The organism is Pseudorhodobacter aquimaris (assembly GCF_001202025.1).
Classification (GTDB): Bacteria; Pseudomonadota; Alphaproteobacteria; order Rhodobacterales; family Rhodobacteraceae; genus Pseudorhodobacter; species Pseudorhodobacter aquimaris.
In genome coordinates, this window is the sequence record NZ_LGHS01000013.1 from 20,855 (window position 1) to 42,029 (window position 21,175).

A 21,175-nucleotide genomic window follows, 5' to 3' on the forward strand; every position below is an offset into this window, starting at 1 on the left:
CGGTGCCCCGGCCCAAACTGGAGATCGCTGACATCTTCCGCGCCCATGGTCCTGCGTGGCGGCAGGCGAATGCGGGGCATGTCAGCCTGTCCCAGTTGAAGGTGATGTCAGCGATTGAAGCCTGCCGGACCGAAGCGCTCGGCGGGCATGTGGCCGGTTGCGTCAAATGTGGTCACCATCACATCGCCTATAATTCCTGTAAGAACAGGCACTGCCCCAAATGTCAGGGACCGGCCGCGTGCGACTGGATGGAGGCGCGCGCCGAAGACTTGCTACCAGTGGAATATTTCCACGTCGTATTCACGATGCCGGCCGAGATTGCGCAGATCGCTTTCTGGAACAAGAAGGCAGTCTATGGCCTGTTGTTCAAGGCATCCGCCGAAACGGTGATGACCGTCGCCGCCGACCCCAAGCGCATGGGCGCGCGGGTGGGCATGACCAGTGTGCTGCACACCTGGGGATCAGCACTGACCCATCATCCACACATCCACATGATCGTTCCGGGCGGCGGGTTGTCGCCCGACGGCACGAACTGGATCGTCTGTCGCCCGGGGTTCTTCCTGCATGTGCGGGTGCTGTCGCGGCTGTTCCGACGCCTGTTTCTGGACGGGCTGATGGATTTGCACCGGGCTGGGCAACTGGTCTTCTTCGGTGATCTGGCCGGATTGTCGGCGGCAAAGGCTTTTGCCAGCTGGCTCGCCCCGTTCCGCAAATCCGAATGGGTAGTCTACGCCAAGCCGCCCTTCGGAGGGCCCGAGGCCGTGCTGGCCTATCTCAGCCGCTACACCCACAGGGTCGCCATCTCGAACGCCCGCCTGGTCAGCGCCGATGCCCAAACCGTCGCCTTCCGATGGAAGGACTACCGCACCAAGTCAGGCGATCGCAAAAAGGTCATGCGGCTGGCCACGCCCGAGTTCATCCGCCGCTTCCTGATCCATGTGCTGCCTGATGGCTTCCACCGCATCCGACATTACGGTCTGCTGGCCAGCTCCGCTCGCAAGGCCAACATCACAAAGATCCGCGCCTTGCTGTGTGTCCAGCAGACCGGACAGGCAACTCTGTCAGGACCCAACGCCGAGATCATCCCACTCACCCTGCGCGAACCGTGCCCCTGTTGCGGCGGCCCCATGCGCATCATCGAAATCTTCCGCCGTGGACAAAAGCCGATGTCGCGCGCACCGCCGAGGGAGCAAGCCGCATGACACGCCGCCTGTCAGATGCCAAAGACCACCACCGGCTGCCTACGGCAGACCCGTTCACGACAGGCTGCGCCCGTCCGTCTTCGGCACGAAACACGATAGCGCTCACGCCAAATCGCTCAGCGTTTCCGGGATTATCAAGTCCGTTTATCCCCGTCTCAGGGACTATGCGCTCCTTAAGCCGCGCCCATGACGCAGCCGTCGCCCCAACCGTCCTGGCACTTTCCCCATAGCCCGATCCAAGACCCCCGCGGCTTCCTCCTTCCGAGGTTTGTCAACGTGGGCCGCCAGCTCTTTGTCGCCAATGTCGTGCCGCGGCCCACATCGAAAAACCTTCAGGGAGGTTCGCTATTTGCGGAGATGCAGCGAAGGTCCAATTTCCTCCCGGGCTGCCTGTGGTCCACGTGACCTGCCACGGGCTACATTATAACGCTGTTTGGGTCCGCTTCATGGGCTGGAAGCAGTCGTCCTTGCTTCACGCGAACGGCGGCTTAGGGCTTAGGGCCGTGTATTTCGATGGCGCTTGCCTGTCGGCTTGTGCTGCGATTGAATAGTGGAAATTTCCGAAAGGTTGGAATTGCTTATGCCGATCTACGAATTTGCCAGCGAAGAAATTCGCCCCTTACTTAAGACCACATTCAGCCAGATGCGGCTGCAGGAGCGGCGTGATCTTCAACGCCTTCTTCGGGCGAACATCTCTGTGGTTGCACCCGATACGCTGGTCATTGCTGAAGAGTTCGGAGACTGGGACGAGTCGCGTCGGCGCATCGACCTGCTTGGCATCGACCGCGATGCAAACCTTGTTGTCATCGAACTCAAACGAACCGAGGATGGCGGACACATGGAACTCCAAGCCATCCGCTATGCAGCGATGGTCTCGACCATGACCTTCGATCAGGCTGCCGACGTGTTCAGTCGCTACCTCGCACAAATCGGCAAGGCCGACACGGATGCGCGGGCAGAACTACTCGAGTTCCTCGGGTGGGACGAGCCCGATGAAGATGCATTCGCGCAAGACGTCCGGATCGTCTTAGCCTCAGCTGAGTTCGCTCGTGAGCTAACGACTTCGGTTCTCTGGCTCATCGAGCGCGGCATCGACATCCGCTGTGTGCGCCTCCAGCCTTACGACCTCGACAGCCGAGTTTTCGTGGATGTCCAGCAGATCATTCCGCTCCCGGAGATGGCGGAATATCAGGTTCGGGTTAGCGAGAAGAAGCGCAAGGAGCGAGAGGCGCGCTCGGACACCCGAGACTGGACCAGCTACGATGTCAGTCTCGGTGGGCGTAAGCTATCTGGGCTGCGGAAGCGGCACGCCATTTATCAGACGTTCCGCCATCTCGTGGAGCAGGGCATCGCCCCGGAGACAGTCGCCGAACATTGCGGCCCGCGCGCCAATCGGGCACTCGTTTTTGTCGATGGGGAAGTGAACGCGGAGGACTTCTATCGCCTAGCGAAAGAGGCGCGGGCGAAGGAGGGGCGCAGCTTCGACCCTACTCGATACTTCTGCAGCGACGAAGAACTCCTCAACTTCGGTGGCCGGACATACGCTTTCCTGAATCAATGGGGCGGGTCGGACTGGAAGCAGGCCATGGTCAATCTGCGCGAGGCATTCTACGACAAGGAGATCGAGTTCGCGCCATCCGAATAGAAGCGCAAGCCGTATGCTACTTCCATTGATCGCCTCACAGACCCTAGTTCTTGCTGCAGTTGGGGCGAATGTCCGGCTTGACGAGCCGCACCGCATGATAGTCTGTTCCGACTGCATCTCTCCTATGGGCCGGAAGCGATTATGATCGGCGCATAGACAAACAGCTTACATCAACGCCACATCAACCCGCGAATGCGTATCTTGCGCTGGGTTTGCATCCGAATGCCGGTGAGTCCAGCCCGTTGCGGAAGTGGACAGTAGGCTAAATCAAAGGCTTGGCGCGTAAGTGATTGAGTTACATAAGTTATTGGAATCGCTAGGGCTTTGGCTCATAACCTGAAGGTCGTAGGTTCAAATCCTACTCCCGCAACCAAACTTTCGAACAAGATATCAAAGGCTTAGGCCGATGCAAGGCGCCCCGAGGGGCGCTTTTTGCGTTGCAACACAGAACAACACGTTTCTTCGCGATTCCAAACGCTTACAGCCGTTCCTATTTCTTCCGTGCAACACCCATGCGACATGGAAATTATTGGATGTTCGTGGGGCGTTCCGTGTACGAATGAGCTTGACCTCTCGACCCGCGAGAGCTGTCATGTCCTCGAAACCAAATCGGGGACCATCATGCCTAAGACCAATGACGCCGCGCTGGACGCCTTCATTGCCGCAAAGGCCGAAATCGACACGATGCTTGGGCGGCTGGTGGCGCACAGCGCCGACCACTTCGGATCCAGCCCCGAGGAGGTGAACTGGGGCCATGTCGGCACGCTGGACCACTATCGCGGCCGCCTCCGCGAAATCACCGCCATGGCATTCTGCGAGGGCGAGCACGCCGACTGATCACAGTCCCAAGCTTCAGCCGCCACCTCGCTGGTCAGGGAGGGGGCAAAAAACAGGGATGCTGTGTGCCACAACATCCCGGCCGACTATACTGGCTGGCCAAAGCACGTCCCCATGGCCAGCTTGCTGATGGCCGCGTGCGCACCCGTCAGGTGTTGATCCGTCGGCAGATTCCAAGTTGGCAACAGCCCGGCGATAGCCGCCATGTGGTTTTCCAACTCACCGATGACCATGTTGATGTTCCATGTCCCGTCGTATTCGACTGCCGCCTTCCGAAGATCGGCGCACAGGGCAATGATCGCTGCATAGTTGCGCGTCGCGTCAAGCTGGCTTGCATCCTTCGTGTCTCCGACCAACAGGGTGAGACCATTCAGAATGGCATGGATATCTCGCTCCATCATGCTGCCACGGTCCCCACGCCATCCAGCCTAACAGCTACGTTGGTGATGCCGTTTCCGGCAGCCTCAGTCGCGATGCCCACCGGGAAGCGTCCAGTGCCCGGCACGTTGATGTTCTTGGCCGTGTTGTCCCACGCCACGCGTGCGCCGACCGTCAGAACTGCAGTGGTGGCTTTCGGTAGCTGATAGACGCCGGTGGTTGCCAGTTCGAGCGGATCGCCCGCGATGGCCGCATAGGCGGCGATGCCGAAGATATTGCCGATGATCGTCCCCTCGCCGGAGGCGATGCCGCCTGCGGGAGCGGCCACGGTGATGACGTCGCCGTTCTGAATATAGGTCTTCATGGTCAGAGCCCTTTCGAGGATTGGATGCGAACCACGGTGGTGCGCGCCGTGGTGCCGGTGATCTGGCGGTTCAGGTCGCCCAGCGCGGCCGCCATTTCCGCGTCGGTCGTATAGGTGACCCGCTTGCCGTCATATTCGACGGTGCGGATGCCCTGATAGCGGGCGGCCATCAGGGCGTCGCGCCAGGCGGTGAGTTGGGCGACATCGGCCATTACGCGCCTGCGTTCTGGAACCAGCCGCGGTGGTCGATGAAGCCCGCGCCGAAGTCGAGGATCACCCGGATTTCAACACCATCCACATCCCAGCCGGAGCGGCTTTCCACCTGTGGCCCTTCGTTGCCCGAGAGATAGGCGAACTCGAGGCCGTCGATCTCGCCGGGGTCGGCGGTCACGTACCAGCGGGTCGCGCTGGACAGGCGAGGTTCGACAACCAGCGACATCGCGCCCGAGAAGGGGTTCACATCCGCCGCCGTGGCGGGCGCGATGGTGGCGAGCCACTTCTCGGCTACCGTCTCCAGCGCTGGTGGCACCAGCAGGTTCTTCGGCGTGACGCGGATGATGCGACCGTCGATCCCCTTCTGGGTGCGTAGCGCCAGCCGGGCTGCGGACAGGGTGGCATCGGAAATCACAGCGCCGCTCGCCGCCTTGTTGCCGTGATCGACATGGAACAGCGCCTTGGTGTCCGAGAGGGTCGGACCGTTGCCGCTATTCGCCTCCAGCAGCGTGATGAGAATCCGCGCCTCGGTCTCGGCGGCCCCTTGGCCCATGCGGCGGGCGAGGTCCGAGAAGGCCCCGAGGTCGTCGTTCACCAGAACCTGCCTGGTGATCCCGATCTTCTTGGCCCAGGTCTCGATCTTGTAGGCTTCGCGCGCCTCGGCCATTGTCCCGGCCTTGATCTCGCCGTGCTCGTTCAGCTTTTCCAGCAGCGGGGCCTCGCCCAGCATGATCTTGTTCACCGACCGGAAATCCCGCGCCGAAGTCTGGCGGCCGAGCCGACGGATGCCGGAAGGGGCCGCCTGGTAAGCGTCGCGCAACACGCGGCCCACAGTGTTGCCGAGGATGATCGGGAAATCCGAGGTCGTATGCAGGGCGCGGGTGACCAGGCTGGCGGGCGACAGAGCCATGGTGGACTCGCCGCGCAGGGTCAGCAGTTCCTTGGCCATGTCCACCGGTGTGGAATAGGCATAGCGCCGCGCCGGTTCGGAAAGTTCGTGGCGCGGGTTGATCCGGGCATAGAGGGCCTCGCCCATCTGGCGGGCGCGAAGGGCGGGGTCATCCTGGCTTTCGCCCATCTCGACGCGCACCTGTTCGGTGCGGATCGTGGGCGCGCTGCGGCTGGCCAGCACCTCAAAGGCGGCACGACGCGCGGTGTCGGCATCTGCTGCGGTGTCGATCTGCCCGTCGATCCATGACTGGTCCAGCCCGGCGATGCGGGCGATGGAGCGGATCTCGGTATTGATCACGGCGCGGCTCTGCGTCTCGGGCAGCGCAGGGGTGACGGTGGTGTCGGTCATTTGGGTCTCCATGCGGATGCGGGCACCCAGGTCAGCCGGGGTGGGGACAAGGGAAATTTCGTGTGGGGTCCAGCGGCTGGCGGTCAGGACGCGTGCGCCGTTCTCGGTCGTCTCGGCCCATTCCTCGACTGAATAGCCAACCGAGACATGGCGCAGGATCCCAGACAGCACGTCCTGCCAGAGCGGTTCCACCTCGGGGCGCGATGAGAAGCGGATAAGGGCCGTGCCGCGGTGGCCATCGACGGTTGCGGATTGCACGCTGCCTAGTACGTCGCGGACAGCGGATTGACGGTGGGCATCAAGAACGCTGGCCCCTTGGAGGCGCGACAGATCCACTGCTTCCGGCGCAAGGCTGAGGCGTTCGACATACGGACCCGCCATGTCACGGCGGCGCACGGGCGCGCCGGTGGACCAGATCACCTCGACGGTGCGGGCTTGCGCGTCTGCGCTGGCCGGGGCCATGTCGGCGCGGCGCGTCAGCAGGGTGACGATGTCATTCATCTGGGATGTCTTCCTTCTTGACAGGCGGCGCACCGAAAGTCAGGCCCAGCGCGTCGGTGCGTGCCTTGTCTGCGGCGATCTCGGCATCAACCTGTTCGGCGTCGTAGCCCCGTTCGGAAATCGCCTGACGACGGCTTTTGAGACCGGCGTTGATAGCGAGGATCTCTGCCTCCACGTCCTTCTTCGGATCGACGTAATCGAACTTGGGCGGCAGCCATTCGCAGGCGAGATACGCCGCAGGATCGCGGTCGAAATCGCGGGCGGGCAGATCGCCCGACAATACCGCTAGCCGCACGAAGCGTTCCCAGACCGGGCGGCAGAACAGATGGACGACGACATTGTGCTGCAACTGCTCGACCCGGCGGCGAAACTCGATTAGCCCAGCGCGGATCGAGGAATAGGTGACACCCTCCAGATCGCCGGAGACCAGTTCATAGGGCAGGCCCATGCCGGCAGCCACGGCGCGGAGGTGGTTCTTGACGAACGGGCCGTAGGCGTCGCTCTCGGTCGGGTTGGAAAAGCGGATATCGGTGCCGGGCGGTAGTGGGATGAGGCTGCCAGGCTCCATGCCGACAGTCAGTGCGCCGTTGGTGTTTGTGCCGGTCAGACCCCCTGCCGTGCCGTCGGGATCGGTGATGAAACCGGTGAACAGGGCTGCCACCTTGGCCTTCACCAGTGCCGCATCCTCGAACTGGTCTAACTCATGCAACCGCAGCAAAACCGGAGCAAGCCACGTGATCCCGCGCAACTGTCCAGCGGCCAGCGGCTTGAACAGATGCAGGCAATCTGTGGCGGGGATGCGCAGAGGTTCCAGCCGCAACGAGGTCAGCGGATCGCCGGGCCGTTCCCTCATCATCCAGTAGGCGGCGCGTTGCCCAGCGCTGTTGAACTCGATCCCCGCCCGGACGCGCGCACCGCCGCCGATGTCGCGATGCAAGTCCAGCGGCACCTGGTCCCGGTCCAGCAGGTCGATGTGCAGGGGGACAGCCGTACCGTCGGGCACGACGCGCAGACGGGCGAAACTTTCGCCGCCCTCTACCATCGCCCGCACGGCCATGGCCTGCAGCCCATAGAAATCCGCCAGCCCACCCGGATCGGCATGATCTGTCCAGCGCAGCCACAGAACCTGCAGCCGTTCGCGCACGGCGCGGTCGGGATGTGTAGATTGCGGTTTGATCCCGGCCCCGACGACATTGCCGACCAGGCTGTCCACCGCCGCCGATACCCATGGATTGTTTCGTGCATACCATCCGGCTCTGCGTGCTGCAGTCGTAGCACCCGATAGGATCGCCGTGTTCAGCCCATCGACCGTGCGTTGTCCCTCCCAACGGCGACCACCACCCGCAGCGTCAAACGCACGGGTGCCGGGGCGGCCGAACAGGCGGTAGATCAGGTTGCGCATGAGGGCAGAGTCGCATGGAGTGACAGTAATCGGATACTGGGAATCATTTGTAACGTACAATCAGGACGCGTGTATCCAAGCCCCAAGATTTCTCTCGCCACAGTTGACGATATGCCGCGCAAAGCGGAACTGGGATATATTCGCAGTGGTCGACGCATTCGAAATTTTGCGAAAAACCGCTAGGGCTATTCCAGAAAACGCATCCGTGATACGGCCATTTACGGCGAGAGGCTGAAAGCAGCTCTTGCCGCATTGATTGATTAAGCAGTAGGGCGCGGACGGTATGGCAAATGTTAAGAACGGTGACGGCAAGCTTCCCGGTAAGACACTCTATGCAGGCCGTAGGCGAGAAACGACTCGGAAATCAGGCTTCTCAGTTCACTCGAACACAACCGGTGGGGAGTTTAAGCGCCACTCCGAGAACACATACGATCTGTTGGCCGGTGAAGTTTTAGGAATGTCTTTCACGATCGATGGACATGCAAGCGGAGACATCCTCGGATATGGAGCTTGGGTGCTGTGCGATGGAAATGTTGATCTCACAATAACTGGCGGGCCAGCGAAACGCACACAGACCAACTATGAATATCCTTCTTGGAACAAATTTGGTTCCATTTGGCGCGCCGAAACAGACGTCCCGGTTCAGATACATGCGATTCTTGCTGCAAAGACAATTTCAAGTGTCGCGATCTACATGCAATCTTGTGGAAAGATCAGGCACAAGTATCTTGATGATGCGCGCCCCGAGCTGATGAAGAATATGTACCAGTTTTCGCCCGAATCTATCTTTCTGGGAGATGATCCAGGCGGTGCAGTAGAGATAATAGCACCGCGTCCAAGCGGCTCTGAACATGAAAACATTTTGCTGAAGTCTTGCAACCGCTGTGGACGCTATCTCCCTGTTAATATTGGCAATGAACGAGATCATCTTAGTTTCAGCAATCACTGCGTAGCGGAGCATCGCCGCCCCTGCAGTCATGGAAGCTTTGGTCGACTCCGAAATTCTGAGGACGAAGCGGATTTCCTGAAATTGGATTACGGATTTCAATTGGAATGTCGATTTTGCAAGAAGTTCGAAGTGAATGCTGCGCACAATCCGCAACGAAGTTCAGCCCAGATGAAAGAGGACGGCGCGAGACGCCGGGCATTCGAGCTTCTTCTTGCTGATCTATATGGAGGAACGCCCCAACTACGATACCGGCATGCAAACGGCAAGGAACTTGCCGATATGGTATGGACTCGCTTCAATGGTCACTGTTTTCGATGCAACGCAAAGCTGTTGTCGGCAAGGGCGATGCATCTGGATCACACGCGTCCGCTGGCGCTTCTTTGGCCTTTGGACGGGAGTGCTACCGCACTATGCGGATCCTGCAACTCCGAGAAAAGGGACCGCGCGCCAGCCGACTTCTACACAGCTGAAGAACTCGCACGACTTGCTGAGATTACAGAGGTTCCTCTTGCTGACCTTCAGAGTCTTCGGCCCAACGAACAGGCAATAAAAGAGCTACTTTCTCGCTTGGTTTGGTTCTTTGAAGAATTTCTTCAGCGCCCAGAGATGACCAAAGAGAGGGACGGAAAAGTAGCTGGCCATCTTGTCATAAAAGCGCTGCACAAGGTGCTTGCCAGAAGCGAATTTTACTCAGGCATTGATCTTGTAGAGGAATATAGCCGGGGCGGATATGTGGATCGTTAACCTATAAAGGAGTCAGAACAAGATAGGAGTGGCCACTCACAGTTCCCTTGTCACGAATTCCGTGCGACTCGCAATGTTCAACACCCTCAATGTAGAAGTCCTCTACGTTGAACCATGGACTTGCCCGATTGGATAATTCGCTTCCCATGTCACATTTTGGGCTCTGTCCAAGATGCATAACCATAACACCGGTTTCGGAGATCTGCTGGCGCGCGTGATCAAAAAACACTTTATATATGTCAAGATTGATCTTTTGCCTCGTTTCAACAAAATCCTTAGGTTGCAAGTCGAAGTCAGCCCGCTCCCATCCCGCAAACCAGAAACGCATCCAGTTGGCCATATAAAATCTTGTCGAATCAAAAAACGGTGGCGATGTAATTATCGCGTCAGCCTTTGGCATTTCTTCCGGCCACTTTTCAGTCGTGTCTGACTGAAACGAGCCACCAAACGACCGAGACGGATTTCCAATTTCTTCGCTAAGGCGCGCAATTTTAGCCCGAAGTCGGGGTAAGAGAGCCCGATACTCGAAGTCACCAGTTGGTTTAAATGGCGTCACGGGGTGGCTTCTTCTGCTAAGCGCATAGGGCCTGTTTCCGTGCAAGAGATGCAAGGTGCAGGCAAACAGGAGCGCCCATTCGGGACTGCTATCCCATCGATCTAAGAAGAACTGTCTCGCGGCAAGTATTTCCTTCATTGTTTCCGGATGAAAGTAGTCTGGTATAGGACTATTAAACCTAACCAATGAGGCACGGTTCAACTGGTCGTCTGTCATCTCAAATGCTTCAATTGATTCCCCGAGCTCAGAAATCAATGAATCAACTCGAGGTGGCGCAGTCATTGCCACCTTTGCAAAAGTGAGAATGTGTCCTAGTCTGGAGATGTCTACACCAAAGCCGCGCCGCTGCATTCGGCATGCTTCAAACGGAATGGTTCCCGCACCTGAGAAAGGGTCGACTACGACCTCTCCAGGTCGAGAAAAGCATTCAATCAGATGATGAGCAAGCGCAGGCTTCATCTTTCCCTGGTAGGAGCACATCGAGTGACCAGCGCCACCCCATTCACGTTTTGAAAATGGGGGTTGCTGATGAGGCAAGTTGCGCTTGAACGCTTCCCATGATTGCTCCCATCGATTCTCATAGTTTCGGCGAAGTGGGGGAGCACGGAATTCTGTTGAAACGCTCATTCAGTTAGGCCTCTACGATTCTAGTTCTATTAAGGTTTTCAAACACTAAGAGCTGTTGCCGCAGTAGTTGGCCGCCATTGGAGTTTCTTTTACGTAGATGAACACGGTCGACAGTCCTTAGTCCAAGATCCTCGGCCGTTTCAACCAGAAGGTCGTCCGTGGCGACGTGTATGCCCGAATACATGCTATCTCCAATATCAATGCAAATCATGCCACCCACTTTCACACGGTTTTGCAGTGAGGCCATGACCTTTCGCATATCATGAAAGTATCCTCCAACCATTTTCGCTATTCGGTCGTCGTATGCATGCTCGGTGAGTTCCTTGACAGTTCTCTCAACGCCGATTGTTGTCGGTGCCCACTTGGTTTGCGCGTCTACATCGTTAATGCCAGATGTAATAACAATATCGCGAATTTCTCGTAGGTCGCCTTTTTTGTTAACAAGCCTCAGAAACCATAACTCAAGCCTAGCGTTGCGAATGTAGTTTGTTCCATTGAGATAGGGAGGGCTAGTAATTACCCCGTCCCAACCGTCATCTATTTGATCTCCCAAGTCAGCAGCGGCATTGCAAGCATGCCAAGCGTTGCCGGTTAGGCCTGGTAAGTTGAGCAGATCTTTCGCCTGGCTTTGGAGTCGAGCGCTTACAGCCTCGATGGGTAGAGGGGGTTTGGTTAGTAGCTCCTTGGGTGTCTTAAAACGGAGGTCTCCTGCTCTTTTCAATTGAGATGTCTTAATAAGACTTGCCAAAATGGCCAAGGTTAAGCAATTTCCGAGCATTGTGTTGGTGCTTAAGATTTGGTCAGCAATGGTTCTTAGAGTACGAACTTGATCCAAGGCTTCATCCTCAAAGAACCTGCTTGACCCAAAAGCGGCCAAGTATGTTTCAGCTAGTTCCTTGTCTGGCTTGGTCGTGCTCATCAAGGCTGGAATTGCGCGGTCGAGGCTCAGGAGTTCTTCGGATATTCGTGTGCGATCTTGCTTTGTTGCCCTGAGCAACGCAAGTTTGGTTTCTATAACAAATGCCATTGCCGGGTTGGCTTCTGAATAAGCACAATCAACTCCAGATTGCCCAAGAGCTATAGGAGTAGTCCCGCTGCCTGCAAAAGGTTCAATTATGCGCCGAGCATTAGGAAGATATTCTAATCGCACTCGATCAACGAATCGTGGTGAATATCCCTCTAGGTAAGGAAACCAAGAATGAAGTGGCGCCCGATTGCTATCCCGGAATGTTGCGTCAAGAGGTTCAATATCCATCTCTGCAGCAGTCTTGCTTTTCGGTATTATTTCGTTGTCAGCGAAAATTAGGGAAAGTTGCCGTGGGCTACTTTTCATGGTTTGACCTTGCCGACTATAGTCGGATGATTCAGTGTTTCATCGAAAGCTTCAAGTTGCATGGAGCCTCCTTGCACCACCCATTTGTCTATCTCGGACCTTTGGAATCGCCAAAGACGCCCTGCTTTGTGAGCCGGGAACCCACGTCGAGTGATCCACTTGTAGATTGTGTCATGCTTAACACCCAAGTGTTTGGCCACATCCTCAACGGTCATCCAAGTTTCAGCGCTCATTACGGTTGCGACCCTTCGTATTTCTTCATGGATGTTTTCGTTGGGTTCGACGCTGAAGGCAAGGATGAAGTGTGATTTTCCATGATCTATTGGACAGACGGATCTCGTTATCGCATCCAACTGGATCGAATGACCCTGCCTGCGACTGTCGCCTGCCCGCGTCGCAAACCTACCACGACGACGATATCCGCCTCCTCATTTAATCGCATCCCCATGCTGATTAGGCCGTGCAGGGCGGCGTGGGCGTAGACGAAGGTGTCAAGCGCCTCGTTGCGTTCGCCGTCGCGCTTGGGTTGCCAGGAGCGGATAGGGCGGCCCTTCTCGAAGCGGGTGACGACTCGTTCGGCGGTTAACTGGCGAAAGTAGTCCGCATCGAGGCGGCGGGGGAAGTGGATGGCGCCGGGGCCGGGTTCGGTCAGCTTCAGGCGGGCGTAGACGGCGTCCTTCACGGAATCCACCCCGACGATGAACAGCGGAATCTTGCCCTTGTTGGTGCGGGTGGGGCGGCGTGGCCAGACGGGAATGCCGGGGCCGCCACGTCCCTTGATCGCCCAGATGCGCCGGGCGAGGCGGGTGCGGCAGAATTCGTAAGCCATCTTGGTGTGGTGACCGCCGGTGTCGATGGCGGCGGCACGCACGGGCAGGTCGCCATAGGTGCCGTTCAGCAAATCGTCCAAGTCTGACCAGAGACGCGGGCCGGATGGGTCGCCCCAGAGCACGCGGTAGTCGATCACCCACGCCTCCTCGTCGCGGCCCCAGCCGACAGCTTGCACTTCGATCCGGTCGCCCTGCACGTCGACACCCGCTGTCAACACGGCCACGCCGGGTGCGAGGTCTTGGCCCCAATCCTCACGCCGAGCCATAAGCGGGTCGGCAGGGACGGTATCGCCTGCCTGGTCCTCCCAAGACTCGCCCAGCTTGGTGTTGACCCAGACTTGTAGCCGGGCAGGATCCTTGGCGACGCGCGCATGATCCAGTGCGATTTCGGCCCATGTTTCCCACGGCGAATAGAGCGACGACAGGTGAAACCCCGCAGTACGGCCATCGCCCAGCGCGGTTGACCGCCATTCGCCAGCGACCAGTAGCCGGGGCTTTTCGTGTTCATGATGCACGCCTCCGCAGGCATCGCAGATCATATAGGCGGCGTCGCGCTGCATCTCGGGCCATCGGATGCGCGCCCAAGTGATCGGAGCCATGTCGCCGCAATGCTGGCAGGGCACGTGGAAATACCTCTGGTCGCTGTCGAGATAGGCGGCTTCGATGCGGGAATGGCCCTTCAGGGTTGGCGTGGACACCATGTAGATCTTGCGTCTTCCCCGAAAGGTGGTGGTGCGCTGGATCGCCAAATCGACGGGGTCGCCCTCGCCATCGGCATCGCCGGGATAGCCGTCCACCTCGTCCAGGAACAGGTAGCGTACGGGCGTGGATCGCAAGCCCACCGCGCTGTTCGCGCCAGTCATCACCAGCTGGCCGCCGGGAAAGGATTTGCGGAACAGGCTGTTCCCGGCATCGCGCGACCTTGGGGCTGACACTAGATCGCGCAAAGCAGGTGTGGCTTCGATCAGTGGATCAATCCGCACGGTGGTGTTGCGGCGCACCATGTCGAGTGATGGCATCACCAGCATGGCGATGCCGGGGGCGTTCTGGATAATGTAGCCCAGCCAGTTCAGCCCGGCCTCTGATCCACCTGTCTGCGCGCCCTTCATAAGCACGACCCGTTCATAAGGGCTGGAGGTGGACAGGGCATCCATAACTGCCCGCAAGTATGGCGTGCGATCGGTGCGCCAGCGGCCGGGTTCGGCCGAGGTGGGCGGCAGGATGCGATGCCGGTCAGCCCAATCCGACACCGGGATCGGCGGTTCGGGCCGGATGCCACGCCGCCAGGCGAGATCAATCTCAGGCACCATCGCCGAAACTCCCCAACGGCATGTCGGCCAGATATTCCAGATGCTCGCGCATCATTCGGTCGAGAGCTGCGAAGGTCGCGCGCGGATCGGCCCCGACTTCGGCGGCCAGCAGGGGGGCGGTGCGCTGGACCCATGCCATGTGCGCGTCGCGTTCGGCGCGGGCGCGGGCAAACACCGTACGGGTGGCGGCAACGGTTTCAATCAATTGACCCTGCTCTCGTTCAAACGCCAGCTTGGCACGCTGCACTTTGACGATTTCATGCATACGCTTCGCTTCGGCCAGCGTGATGCCACTGCGGGCAGGGGCGACCGTGCCACCCTTGTTGCGGCGAGAGGGATCAAGGTTGTCCTCGATCCATGCCAGGCCCAGCGCCACGTCGATCTGACCATCAGCGCGCACCGGCAGACCCTCGGCCACCAGTTGTGAGATGCGTCCCTTGGTCAAACCGACACGTGTGGCGAAAGCGGTCTTGCTCTCTGAAGTGTTGAGTTTAGTCAATTCCGCCCCCTGACGCTGGACGGGTCATGCGCTGTGCTCCCCCGCATACAAACCGGCCCAAAAGGAACCATCGCTATCCCGGTCCTTGCCGAACTGTCTGGGTTGACGTGCTCGTGCATCGCAACGTCACCGCGCGAAGACAACCGTGGGTCCGGGTCTGTCAGCTTTGGGTCCGAGTTGGGTCCGGGTTTGAGTGCGCTGCAACCCGTTGGAATCGTTGAGTGGGTCCGGGTGGTCCGGGTGGGTCCGGGTCTGTTCATTACCTTTTCATAGCGTCCCCGCTCGTCCCATTCTAAATTGATTTCTGCAAAAGACCCGGACCACCCGGACCCACCCGGACCCAGCATTGATTTTGTTGGAGAATTTGAGATGCTTAGACCCGGACCCAACCCGGACCCAAAGCTGACAGACCCGGACCCACTCATGCCACCTGCTCCTTGTCGAGGCCGTCACGCCGATACCGGCGTTCGCGCTGGGCATTGTCACCGTGGCCACCGACACGGGCGCGGAACTGCCGGAAGCCCATGCTGGTGAGGGTGCGCACGACGCGGTTCTGATCTGCCTGCGCCCAGCGCCCCCGTTCCATGCCCAGTGCTTTCTCAAGGATCTCCGCGACGGACACACCATCCTGCTGTCCTGCGGTGTGTTCGAGATAGCGGCGGATCGGATCGTCCCATGCATCGCCTTGGTATCGGTCTGCCTGCTGCTCTGCAGCCAGCGCTTCGAGGCGTTGATCGTCCAGCCACCAAGGGTCGCCAGCGCGAAACCGCAGGCAGGCCTCGGCCCAAAGTTGGTCGCGGTCCCGCTCGATGGCTGCGATGTCTATGGCACCGCAGGCAACGGGCCAGAACCGGCGGCCACCGGTGGCATCTTTCAGGTAGCCGCCCTCTGGATTGACGCTGCCCGCGAACACGCATTGGCGCGGCAGGTCCACCAACCGCTTGCCATAGGGCGGGCGGAAACGATCAGCGGTGCGGCTGATGAAGGCCTTGATGGTGCCGACCTCTGCGCGGGTCATCGTGTCCAGTTCGGCAATTTCGATGATCCAGACGCTTCTGGTCTCCATCGCAGCATCCTTGCTTCCAAGGTCGGACAAGCGGTCGGTGAACCATGGATGGCCCATGATCTGCAGGGCGCTGGACTTCTTGATCCCCTGCGGGCCTTCCAGGATAAGGGCACAATCCACTTTCGCGCCGGGGCGATAGATGCGCGCCACGGCTGAAATCAACCACCGTGCGCCAACAGCGCGGGCGTACGCGCTGTCCGTTGCTCCGAGATAGGTTGAAAGCCAGGCGTCGATCCGCTTCACGCCGTCCCAGCGGAGTGCGTCGAGATATTCCCGGACGGGATGGCACAGCCGGTCACGCGCAACCGCCTCCACCGCCTGACCGGCGATGGAGGCAGGCACCAGGATGCCTTGGTGTTGGAGCCAGTCAGCGACCAGCAGGTCATCGCGGTCTGACCACTCTGTATCGTGCCATTTGCCATTGACTGTGGCCCATGGTGGCGGTTTGCGTGCGACAGTGGTGGCGGCAAATTCGTCATGCCAGAGCACGCCCCTCCATTCAGGCGCTGTACGCAAGGCAAGGATCGCATTGGCAAGAATGGGACGAGGTTCGCCCTCCCGGTTGGTCAGAAGGTCAAGGTGCCAGTCGCTAGCCTTGGCTTCAGAAGCATTGGAAAGATTGATCAGATCACGGACGGCCTGCTCTCCATTGGCGCGCAGCACATCGTTGAAATCCGAGCCCTCGGGCGGATCCGCAACAGCAACGCAATGGCCCCGACCGCGAAGCAACGTGACGGCATTCTGGCGCTGATGATGGGCCTTGCTGCCTGGTGCATCGCCGTCGCCTGCGATCACGACGAGGTTGCCATAGGGCACGGGTGCCCGCGCGATATTGGCGATACCGAGACAGGCCCAAGTCTCCCGTCCAGTGGCCTGCCAGATGGAAAGAGCGTTCTCGACGCCTTCGCACAGGATCAGTGGTCCGGTGCCGGGCAAGCGCACGGCGGCGCGTTCCGACCAGCCATCGACGGCTTTGTTGGTTCGCTTGACGACCTTCACCGGAGCTTTTTGTCCGTCATCAGTGAGATAGACCTGTTGCACCGCCAAGACCCTACCGACCTCGTCTGTCGCCAGCGCCACCAGCGCGCCATGCTTTCCTGCGGCAAACCGACGAAACCGGATGCAGTCGGGTGGCGTGATGGTGATACCGCGGTTGCGCAGGTAGGTCTCTGCCGGAGTTGCCGCGATGCCCTCCAGACAAGCGATGATCTCGGCCACGGCCTTCTTGCTGTCCATGGTGCTCGGTGCCGCAGCCGCTGTTTGGGGCGGCCGTTGTTGAATGTCGCCGATCCAGTCGCGCGCCCAGCGCCGGGCCTCTGCATCGGACAGGCCTTTGTGGTGCCGGATCAACTCCAGCCCATCGCCGCCGACGCCCGCCTCGTGGTCATACCAACGCCCAGCGCGTGGCCCTGCGATCTCGATGGCCACGCTGCCCTTGGTACCATAGCGAAGCTGGCATTTTGTCGAGTAGCCCGGATTGGGATCACCCATCAGCGACTGCGCCAGATCGGCCATGCGTTTATTGACGCGTGCAGCCAGGTCGGCGACCGAGGCTGGGTTGCTGATCAAAGATCACGCTCCTGCGCCTCGATCCACTCGATCAGCTTGCTTTTGCGGGCGCAGATGACATTGCCGATCCTGAACACCGGCATCCGCACCTTGGCGTCGCTGGCGTAGTAATAGACCTTGCGGCGGTGGCGCACGTTGCCAAACACAAAGATCGCGATGGCCTCGGCCCCATGCAGCAGGTCGTCGGCAAGCGTTGGGCAAGCGTCTGCGGTCGCAGGCGTGCCCCGCGTTTGAATGTTCATGGCTGTCTCCGTTGTGGCTAGGTGGTCAGTCGGCGCTGAGGGCTTTTGTGACCCGCCGCTCAATGTCGTTCAGGTTCACGACCGCAAAGGAGCGAACCTCTGGATCGGCCGCAATCTCGGGAAGACGTTGGGGCGAGATGATCTTCGACGCAGGGGCGGGAATATCCGAGTCCATAAAGGCCGCGTCCTCTTGTGACGAAAGCCGGATCGGGCCTTCGTAAATCACCAGCAAGGCGTCGCCATCGGCAACCCCGTGCAGATTGCCAATGTGCGGCGCGACTCGCGCAGGCTCAAACCCAAGACGTGCGAAGTCGACAATCACACCGAGGGCGATGGCGTCCGGCATTGTGAAAATCCGGGCCTTGCCACGTTCGCACTCGTTTTGCGGAACAAGGTAGCCGCGCGAAATCCAGGCGTCGATTTGGTAGCGGCCAATATTGAAGGCGTCGGCCAGCTTCTGGATGGTAATGTCTTGTGCCATTCCACTATCCTTTGACAGTACGTTTGATGTATGGATATATGGCCTCTAACGTACTGTCAATACCAGTGGGAATGTTCGGCAAACGCCTCTCCTCCCATGGGTTTCTGGCCTTTGGGGTGGGAGTGAAGGAAAGATGGCGACCATTCGCAAACGCACGCTGCCCTCGGGGCTGATCCGCTGGCAGGTGGATTTCACCGACCAGGCTGGAAAGCGGCGGTCCAAGCTGTTCCCGCGCCGCAAGGATGCGGATGTCTATCTGGTGAAGGTCCGCTCGCTGGTCGCCAACCACACCTATCTGGCCGACAGCGACAGCACGACGGTGGCCGATGCCGCAAAGGCTTGGCTCGACCATTGCGAGGTGCGCTGCAAGACGGGGCGACGGATGGAGCGGTCCACCCTTCGCGGCTACAGCGACTATGTGCGGCTGCACATCACCGCGCCCGAGATCGGCATCGGGGACAAGCTGATCGCCCAATTGACCCGCCGCCATGTCAACGAACTGCGCGACCGGCTGCTGCTGAATGGCCGCTCCGAACACCTGACCCGCCGCGCGCTGTCGGTGCTGAAGCTGGCGCTGGACCACGCCATCGACAACGGCCAGCTGTTCACCAATGCCGCCCAAGGGGTGCGGGTGATCAAGTCCAGCCGGATCGAGCACAAGGCCCCGGTGCCGACGAAGGAAGCGATCCGCGCCCTGATCGAGGCGGCCGACGAGGATTTCAAACCACACCTGATCGTCTCGGCGCTGGGCGGGCTGCGGGCATCCGAACTGCGGGGCTTGCGCTGGCAGGACATCGATTTCGACAAGGGCTTCTTGCACATCCGCCAGCGCGCCGACGCGTACAACCAGATGGGCGAGCCGAAATCGCGGGCAGGGTTCCGCGACATCCCCGCCGGGCCGATGGTTCTGAACGCCCTGCGCCGATGGAAACTGCGCTGCCCGAAAAGCGAACTGGGGCTGGTGTTCCCCGCGCCGCAGGGCGGCATCCTGCAGCACACCCGCACGCAAGACCGGTTCCGCAAGCTGCAGGAAAAGGTCGAGGTGACGATGCGCTGGCACGACTTGCGCCACTTCGCCGTTTCGCTCTGGATCGAGCAGGGGTTCTCGATCAAGGAAATCATGACCTTCGCAGGCCACTCCTCCATTCAGATGACGATGGAACGGTATGGGCATCTGTTCCCCTCGCCAGACCACCAGAAGGCGATGGCCATGGTCGAGGCGAAGCTGATGGGTTAGCGATTGTTCTCCATCTGACACGTCATTCCAAATGGTGAACAGGTGCGCCCTGCTTATGTCATGTCGGGCGAAGCCCCGTAGCTGCACCTTGGCAAAACGGATGTCTGCGCGAAGAGGCCATCGCCAACCTTCGCAGACCCGAAGAATGACTTGGTCAATTAGAGCTCCATGATCTTGGCATGAAGGCCGGCAAATAGAGATCGTACAAAATCCAGTGCGGCCTCGTCCTTTGTGAGCAAGTGTTGAACGGCCTTCTGGTAGTCGGCGACTGAACGAAGATTTAGCGCTCGTGCAATTTGATTGCGCGCACCACACTCGCGGATCGGGCAAAAGGCGAGTACGGCCTCCCAGTTGCCTTGGTCGAGAGCAGCCGATAACTCTTGCTGCCTTTGTGCCATAAGTGCCGCACTGTCCACGTTGATTTGTACGTTCACGCCGTTGAGGTATTCGTCCCCGTCGGGCAACTGATTCATGATCTCCTTGGCTACTGCCTTCTTGACCGCCTTGCTACATAGTCGATGGGCGTCAGCGCGAACCTCATTTATTCCAGCGGCCAGGGCCGCGTTGATCAATGCTTGTGCGTCGTCACCCGACACGCCCGCCTGTGCACGAGCGACCATTTCGATCAACCTTGGATGGAAGTAGATCGCTTCGACCGAATAGTACGGTACAGCATAGACCCCGTATGCGACCTTGGCCGCAATGGTAGCCGCGTCGTAGCTGTCGCTGTCAACGATCCCAAGCGCCCGCAGCCAATGGAACTGCTCACCGGCAGTCACACCGGCTACTGCCTGTTCAACCTCGCGGCAACTGCCCTTCGGGATTACCGACACCTGCGGGAAGATCAGACTGTAAAGTGGCTTGTCAAGGCTGGCTTCGGTCCCCTCAACAAACAGTATTTTCCGCCGTGCTCCAAGAAGGTCACGCTTGAGGATGTCATCCAGAGGTGCGTTCGCAACTAGTTCGTCTGCCTCCCAAGTTTGCGCGTGCTGACCATTGAAGTTGCAAGACCTTACGAGGAGAGTGCGAGCTTGCGGGTTCTCAACTGGCAGGTCATGGTCGTGGGTCGAAATGACGAAGGCGCAATCCGGTCGGCGGTCAAACAACTGGGTCAGCAGCGGAGATATGATTGATCTGTGAAGGTGTCGCTCAGGTTCATCTATGATTATCAATGTTCCTGGTGGTGCGGTCAGCACCTCTCCTGCGATCATCAACGCGTTTCGCTCTCCGTCAGACAACTGAGCAGCACTGTATTCTGGTCCACCGTCCTTGCTTGCCATCACCCTCTCATTCGCTCGAATTGCAATCGCGATGGGAATATTTGATAGACGCAGAAGTTCATTTATCACGGCAAGCGGGGCATCAATTTTCGACTTTGTGGTTGCGTCGAGTAGGCGACCTGCTGTCACGTCTGCGGCAATCTCGCGCGCACGAACGTTCTCTGCATCGATCAACTGAAAAACAATAATGCTCGCGCGCTGAGCGCCGTATGTGTCCTTGTAGCGTGAATGTTCTTGTGACTCTTCGTTCTGAATGTTCTGCTCAGTCTGAGCCTTCTTTGCCGGTGTCATGTCGAGAGTATCTGATGACATCCAAGTCTGTCGGTGCGCAGCGATTTTTCTGACGTTGGGGCGGTTTTGGTTTGTGAACCGGTGCATCAAGCTCGACTTACCAACACCGTTGGCCCCTAAGACGAAGAGCATTTCGCCAGCTTCGAGCTGCAACTGAGCAAGGGCAGGATTCGTGCACGGGAAGTGGATTGGGAAAGGCATCTGTCACTCGGCAACTTTTGGAGGGAACATCTGTATATAGTGGCTGATGCGGTGAGGGAAGCATGATAGCAGTGAGGCCATTTGTTTAAGAACTGTTTCCAGTTAGAGGTCGGGGGGC

General features: G+C 59.1%; 19 protein-coding genes. 5 read left to right on the plus strand and 14 right to left on the minus strand.

The window, feature by feature from the left end:
• The first annotated feature begins 2 nt into the window (after positions 1-2).
• The 3 genes from AKU94_RS01945 to AKU94_RS01955 all read left to right on the plus strand — a co-directional run bounded on the left by AKU94_RS01945 (position 3) and on the right by AKU94_RS01955 (position 3,684).
• Complete coding sequence (locus AKU94_RS01945; RefSeq protein WP_050525679.1) at positions 3-1,202, plus strand: IS91 family transposase; 1,200 nt, start codon at positions 3-5, stop codon at positions 1,200-1,202.
• Positions 1,203-1,782: 580 nt separating this feature from the next.
• A complete protein-coding gene (locus AKU94_RS01950) occupies positions 1,783-2,847 on the plus strand; it encodes a PDDEXK family nuclease (protein ID WP_050525680.1) in 1,065 nt (354 codons plus the stop codon).
• 621 nt (positions 2,848-3,468) lie between these two features.
• Positions 3,469-3,684 carry a hypothetical protein gene (locus AKU94_RS01955; RefSeq protein WP_050525681.1) on the plus strand — a complete coding sequence of 72 codons (216 nt, stop codon included), beginning with the start codon at positions 3,469-3,471 and terminating at the stop codon, positions 3,682-3,684.
• A gap of 86 nt (positions 3,685-3,770) precedes the next feature.
• On the opposite strand, the gene AKU94_RS01960 is transcribed toward AKU94_RS01955, so the two are convergent.
• Genes AKU94_RS01960 through AKU94_RS01980 form a run of 5 tightly spaced genes read right to left on the minus strand, consistent with a single transcriptional unit; the run spans position 3,771 to position 7,842 of the window.
• On the minus strand, positions 3,771-4,085 hold the full coding sequence (locus AKU94_RS01960) for a hypothetical protein (protein WP_050525682.1): 315 nt from the start codon (positions 4,083-4,085) through the stop codon (positions 3,771-3,773).
• Positions 4,082-4,426, minus strand: a complete 345-nt coding sequence (locus AKU94_RS01965; protein WP_050525683.1) for a DUF2190 family protein — start codon at positions 4,424-4,426, stop codon at positions 4,082-4,084. The genes AKU94_RS01960 and AKU94_RS01965 overlap by 4 nt, the downstream gene beginning before the upstream one ends.
• 2 nt (positions 4,427-4,428) lie before the next feature.
• The gene (locus AKU94_RS01970) at positions 4,429-4,638 is read right to left on the minus strand and encodes a phage head-tail joining protein (RefSeq protein WP_050525684.1); all 210 of its coding nucleotides are present in this window, start codon (positions 4,636-4,638) and stop codon (positions 4,429-4,431) included.
• Entirely contained in the window at positions 4,638-6,440 is a 1,803-nt protein-coding gene (locus tag AKU94_RS01975; RefSeq protein WP_050525685.1) for a prohead protease/major capsid protein fusion protein, read from the minus strand. Before AKU94_RS01975 ends, AKU94_RS01970 begins: the two co-directional genes overlap by 1 nt.
• Entirely contained in the window at positions 6,433-7,842 is a 1,410-nt protein-coding gene (locus tag AKU94_RS01980) for a phage portal protein (RefSeq protein WP_050525686.1), read from the minus strand. The genes AKU94_RS01975 and AKU94_RS01980 overlap by 8 nt, the downstream gene beginning before the upstream one ends.
• A gap of 283 nt (positions 7,843-8,125) precedes the next feature.
• On the opposite strand from AKU94_RS01980, the gene AKU94_RS19465 reads away from it, so the two are divergent.
• The gene (locus tag AKU94_RS19465; protein WP_157056358.1) at positions 8,126-9,535 is read left to right on the plus strand and encodes a hypothetical protein; all 1,410 of its coding nucleotides are present in this window, start codon (positions 8,126-8,128) and stop codon (positions 9,533-9,535) included.
• Position 9,536: 1 nt separating this feature from the next.
• Here the strand turns inward: AKU94_RS19465 and AKU94_RS01995 are convergent, their stop codons facing one another.
• The 8 genes from AKU94_RS01995 to AKU94_RS02030 form a co-directional block, all read right to left on the minus strand.
• Entirely contained in the window at positions 9,537-10,718 is a 1,182-nt protein-coding gene (locus AKU94_RS01995) for a DNA methyltransferase (protein ID WP_083444879.1), read from the minus strand.
• 4 nt (positions 10,719-10,722) lie between these two features.
• On the minus strand, positions 10,723-12,051 hold the full coding sequence (locus tag AKU94_RS02000) for a hypothetical protein (RefSeq protein WP_157056359.1): 1,329 nt from the start codon (positions 12,049-12,051) through the stop codon (positions 10,723-10,725).
• On the minus strand, positions 12,048-12,284 hold the full coding sequence (locus AKU94_RS02005; RefSeq protein WP_050525691.1) for a helix-turn-helix domain-containing protein: 237 nt from the start codon (positions 12,282-12,284) through the stop codon (positions 12,048-12,050). Before AKU94_RS02005 ends, AKU94_RS02000 begins: the two co-directional genes overlap by 4 nt.
• A 107-nt stretch (positions 12,285-12,391) precedes the next feature.
• Positions 12,392-14,191 carry a phage terminase large subunit family protein gene (locus AKU94_RS02010; protein WP_050525692.1) on the minus strand — a complete coding sequence of 600 codons (1,800 nt, stop codon included), beginning with the start codon at positions 14,189-14,191 and terminating at the stop codon, positions 12,392-12,394.
• Positions 14,181-14,690, minus strand: coding sequence for a hypothetical protein (locus tag AKU94_RS02015; protein ID WP_050525693.1), 510 nt, complete (start codon positions 14,688-14,690; stop codon positions 14,181-14,183). The genes AKU94_RS02010 and AKU94_RS02015 overlap by 11 nt, the downstream gene beginning before the upstream one ends.
• A 421-nt stretch (positions 14,691-15,111) precedes the next feature.
• Positions 15,112-17,325, minus strand: a complete 2,214-nt coding sequence (locus tag AKU94_RS02020) for a virulence-associated E family protein (protein WP_050525694.1) — start codon at positions 17,323-17,325, stop codon at positions 15,112-15,114.
• A complete protein-coding gene (locus AKU94_RS02025; protein WP_050525695.1) occupies positions 17,322-17,567 on the minus strand; it encodes a hypothetical protein in 246 nt (81 codons plus the stop codon). Before AKU94_RS02025 ends, AKU94_RS02020 begins: the two co-directional genes overlap by 4 nt.
• A 25-nt stretch (positions 17,568-17,592) precedes the next feature.
• Positions 17,593-18,048, minus strand: a complete 456-nt coding sequence (locus tag AKU94_RS02030; RefSeq protein ID WP_050525696.1) for a MerR family transcriptional regulator — start codon at positions 18,046-18,048, stop codon at positions 17,593-17,595.
• 133 nt (positions 18,049-18,181) lie between these two features.
• Here AKU94_RS02030 and AKU94_RS02035 point away from each other — a divergent pair, with 133 nt between their 5' ends.
• Positions 18,182-19,285 (plus strand): site-specific integrase, encoded by a 1,104-nt coding sequence (locus AKU94_RS02035; RefSeq protein ID WP_050525697.1) that lies wholly within the window; start codon positions 18,182-18,184, stop codon positions 19,283-19,285.
• Between the two features lie 158 nt (positions 19,286-19,443).
• On the opposite strand, the gene AKU94_RS02040 is transcribed toward AKU94_RS02035, so the two are convergent.
• Entirely contained in the window at positions 19,444-21,057 is a 1,614-nt protein-coding gene (locus AKU94_RS02040; protein ID WP_050525698.1) for an AAA family ATPase, read from the minus strand.
• Between the last annotated feature and the right edge of the window lie 118 nt (positions 21,058-21,175).

What these genes read in the sequence shown, in the direction of transcription:
- AKU94_RS02040 (WP_050525698.1), bottom strand. Translation starts at nt 21,057, where the DNA reads ATGCCTTTCCCAATCCACTTCCCGTGCACGAATCCTGCCCTTGCTCAG.
- AKU94_RS01950 (WP_050525680.1), top strand. Translation starts at nt 1,783, where the DNA reads ATGCCGATCTACGAATTTGCCAGCGAAGAAATTCGCCCCTTACTTAAG.
- AKU94_RS01955 (WP_050525681.1), top strand. Translation starts at nt 3,469, where the DNA reads ATGCCTAAGACCAATGACGCCGCGCTGGACGCCTTCATTGCCGCAAAG.
- AKU94_RS01980 (WP_050525686.1), bottom strand. Translation starts at nt 7,842, where the DNA reads ATGCGCAACCTGATCTACCGCCTGTTCGGCCGCCCCGGCACCCGTGCG.
- AKU94_RS19465 (WP_157056358.1), top strand. Translation starts at nt 8,126, where the DNA reads ATGGCAAATGTTAAGAACGGTGACGGCAAGCTTCCCGGTAAGACACTC.
- AKU94_RS02010 (WP_050525692.1), bottom strand. Translation starts at nt 14,191, where the DNA reads ATGGTGCCTGAGATTGATCTCGCCTGGCGGCGTGGCATCCGGCCCGAA.
- AKU94_RS02030 (WP_050525696.1), bottom strand. Translation starts at nt 18,048, where the DNA reads ATGGCACAAGACATTACCATCCAGAAGCTGGCCGACGCCTTCAATATT.
- AKU94_RS02005 (WP_050525691.1), bottom strand. Translation starts at nt 12,284, where the DNA reads ATGAGCGCTGAAACTTGGATGACCGTTGAGGATGTGGCCAAACACTTG.
- AKU94_RS01965 (WP_050525683.1), bottom strand. Translation starts at nt 4,426, where the DNA reads ATGAAGACCTATATTCAGAACGGCGACGTCATCACCGTGGCCGCTCCC.
- AKU94_RS01970 (WP_050525684.1), bottom strand. Translation starts at nt 4,638, where the DNA reads ATGGCCGATGTCGCCCAACTCACCGCCTGGCGCGACGCCCTGATGGCC.
- AKU94_RS01960 (WP_050525682.1), bottom strand. Translation starts at nt 4,085, where the DNA reads ATGATGGAGCGAGATATCCATGCCATTCTGAATGGTCTCACCCTGTTG.
- AKU94_RS01975 (WP_050525685.1), bottom strand. Translation starts at nt 6,440, where the DNA reads ATGAATGACATCGTCACCCTGCTGACGCGCCGCGCCGACATGGCCCCG.
- AKU94_RS02035 (WP_050525697.1), top strand. Translation starts at nt 18,182, where the DNA reads ATGGCGACCATTCGCAAACGCACGCTGCCCTCGGGGCTGATCCGCTGG.
- AKU94_RS02025 (WP_050525695.1), bottom strand. Translation starts at nt 17,567, where the DNA reads ATGAACATTCAAACGCGGGGCACGCCTGCGACCGCAGACGCTTGCCCA.
- AKU94_RS02000 (WP_157056359.1), bottom strand. Translation starts at nt 12,051, where the DNA reads ATGAAAAGTAGCCCACGGCAACTTTCCCTAATTTTCGCTGACAACGAA.
- AKU94_RS01995 (WP_083444879.1), bottom strand. Translation starts at nt 10,718, where the DNA reads ATGAGCGTTTCAACAGAATTCCGTGCTCCCCCACTTCGCCGAAACTAT.